This is a genomic window from Clostridium sp. (genome assembly GCF_032552055.1).
Classification (GTDB): Bacteria; Bacillota; Clostridia; order Clostridiales; family Clostridiaceae; genus Clostridium.
The window spans coordinates 1-2,740 of sequence record NZ_JAWGSV010000337.1 but is presented as its reverse complement, the minus strand read 5'-3'; the positions used below and the strand labels follow the sequence as shown (position 1 = coordinate 2,740).

Annotated in this window: 2 protein-coding genes; both read right to left on the bottom strand. The window is 28.5% G+C overall.

Annotated elements, in window-relative coordinates; translation table 11 throughout:
• Positions 1-178 precede the first annotated feature (178 nt).
• Entirely contained in the window at positions 179-1,906 is a 1,728-nt protein-coding gene (locus E6248_RS15145; RefSeq protein ID WP_316341604.1) for a phospho-sugar mutase, read from the bottom strand.
• 112 nt (positions 1,907-2,018) lie between these two features.
• Complete coding sequence (locus E6248_RS15140) at positions 2,019-2,618, bottom strand: 50S ribosomal protein L25 (protein WP_316341603.1); 600 nt, start codon at positions 2,616-2,618, stop codon at positions 2,019-2,021.
• Between the last annotated feature and the right edge of the window lie 122 nt (positions 2,619-2,740).

Below are 2,740 nucleotides of genomic sequence, written 5' to 3'. Positions count from 1 at the left end.
AAATAATACTACATATTTCTATGGCTTTCAAATAAATTAAATAAAGCTATTTTGCAATATAAAATTTAAAATTAGTAATGAATAATTAATTAAAAAAACTCCTAAAGGAGTTAAAAAAATTAATTAATTTTAAATTTTTAATGGGACTGTGATTTTTTACCACAGCCCCATAATTTTATTAACTTAATTTTGAGTTAATTATTTTAACTATTTCTTCCTTAAATCCTAGAAGCTTTTCTTCTGAATCTTTAAGTCCATTTCCTTCAACTGCAACGTAAGCTTTCATCTTAGGCTCAGTACCTGAAGGTCTTACAACAAACCAGAAATCATTGTCACATACAAATTTTAATACGTTTGATTTTGGTAGGTTAATTTCCTTTTTCTCTCCAGTTAAAACATCTTCTTCAATACTTAATTTATAATCATACTTCTTAACTATCTTATTGCCATTAACTTCTGTTAATGCTTCATTTCTTAAAGAATCAATACAGTTAGATATCTTTTCGGCACCTTCTTTACCCTTTAATTCAAAGGATACTAATGTTTCCTTAAAATATCCATACTTTTCGTATAAATCAATTAATCCATCATAAAGGCTCTTACCTTGCTCCTTATAGAATAATGTCATTTCTGCAATTAACATAGCTGAAATTACGGCATCCTTATCTCTAACAAAGTCTCCTGCTAAATATCCATAACTTTCTTCAAATCCAAATATATATGATTTATCGTTATTAACCTTAAAGCCTTGAATTTTTTCACCAATATATTTAAATCCAGTTAAAACTTCAATAAGCTCAATATTGTAATCTTCAGCTATTTTCTTAGCTCCATCTGTTGTAACTATAGTCTTAATTACAACTCCATTTTCTTTAAGCTTATTTTCTTCTTTTAATGAATCTAAAATATACTTAGTAAGTAATAATCCTGTTTGGTTTCCAGTTAATACTCTATATTCACCTTCACTATCCTTAACAACTACACCTATTCTATCTGCATCTGGGTCTGTTGCAAATATAACATCTGGATTTTCTTCCTTAGCCATTTCTAATGCTAATTTAAATACAGCTGGTTCTTCTGGATTAGGGTAAGATGCAGTTGGGAAGTTTCCATCTGGCATTTCTTGTTCCTTAACTACTGAAACACCTGTGTATCCAAGCTCACTTAATACTCTTCTAACAGGCATATTTCCAGAACCATGTATAGGTGTATAAATAATTTTTAAATCTTTAGCTTTATCTTTAACTAAATCTTTTCTAACAGTTAAATCTTTTACTAAATCAATATAAGCTTTATCAACATCTTCACCAATATATACAAGTAAACCATTTTTAACAGCTACTTCTTCATCCATATTTTTAATCTTATCAAAGCTTGAAATTTCATTTACTTTATTAATAATTATGTTAGCTTTTTCATCAGTTACTTGACCACCAAATTCATCATAAACCTTATATCCATTATACTCTTTCGGATTATGTGATGCAGTTACTACTATACCACCTTTACAATCTAAATGTCTTACAGCAAAAGATAACATAGGAGTAGGTCTTAATCCTTCATATAAATATACCTTTATATTGTTAGCACATAAAGTTAAAGCAGCTGCCTTTGAAAATTCCTTAGACATATTTCTTGAATCATAAGCTATAGCAACTGAAGGTTCTTTAAAGTTTTCATTTAAATAATCAGCAAAACCTTGAGTAGCTTTTGATACAGTATATATATTCATTCTGTTGCTTCCAGCACCAATAACCCCTCTTAGACCACCAGTTCCAAATTCAAGATCCTTATAAAATCTATCTTCAATTTCCTTTTCATCAGTAATGTTTCTTAACTCATTTTTCATTTCCTCATTTATAACTGAGGAACTTAACCATTCATTATATTTATCCTTATATTGCATACTATCCCTCCTACACTTTACAATCAGGTAATATTATACACCAAAGTAACAACTTTTGGAATAAAAAAATGTAAAGAGGCAAGCTGAACCTCTCTACATACATTCTAATAATCTACTTTTTTTCTTCATTTTCCTGTTCTATTATTTCCATTTCATCACTTACAGTTTTTCTTTCATATGTTACTGATGCTATTACTGTATTTAAATCATCTATAATTGAAAGTTCAGAAGCAATTTCTAAATCACTTACCCTATATACATATCCATTATCGCTACTATTAATATTCATTTTTATAACTCTTGGAAGTTTATCAGCAGTACATTCAACTTTTATACTATCCTTTTCTTTTTGAAGTACCATTCCTCTATTGCTAAGATATCCTTCTCCTTCAAATGATATAGGAACGCTGGATACTATTTTTCCATTTTCATTGAGTTCCTCAAGATCTAAATGAATAATCTTTTGTGTAACTGGATCTCTTTGAACACCCTTTATTAAAGCTTCATGACATTCACCATCACAGTCCAAACTTAATATTCCATGCTCACCATTTTTAGATATTTCTCGACATAATTCAAGTTCTCCAACTTCAAACATCAGTGAATTAACTTTCTTGCCATAAAGTATTCCAGGAACCTTTCCTTGCCTTCTTAACTTCTTAGCATTATTAGGGATTGTATTGTCTCTCTTCTTTACACTTAAACTATTCAAAGTTATTCCTCCTAAATTTCTTTTTCTCTTGATATTCTTAGCATTATTTCTAATATTTATTCAAAAATATTTTATAAAGTATTTTTGAAATAATTTAATTATTTTATTGCATAGTTTATACA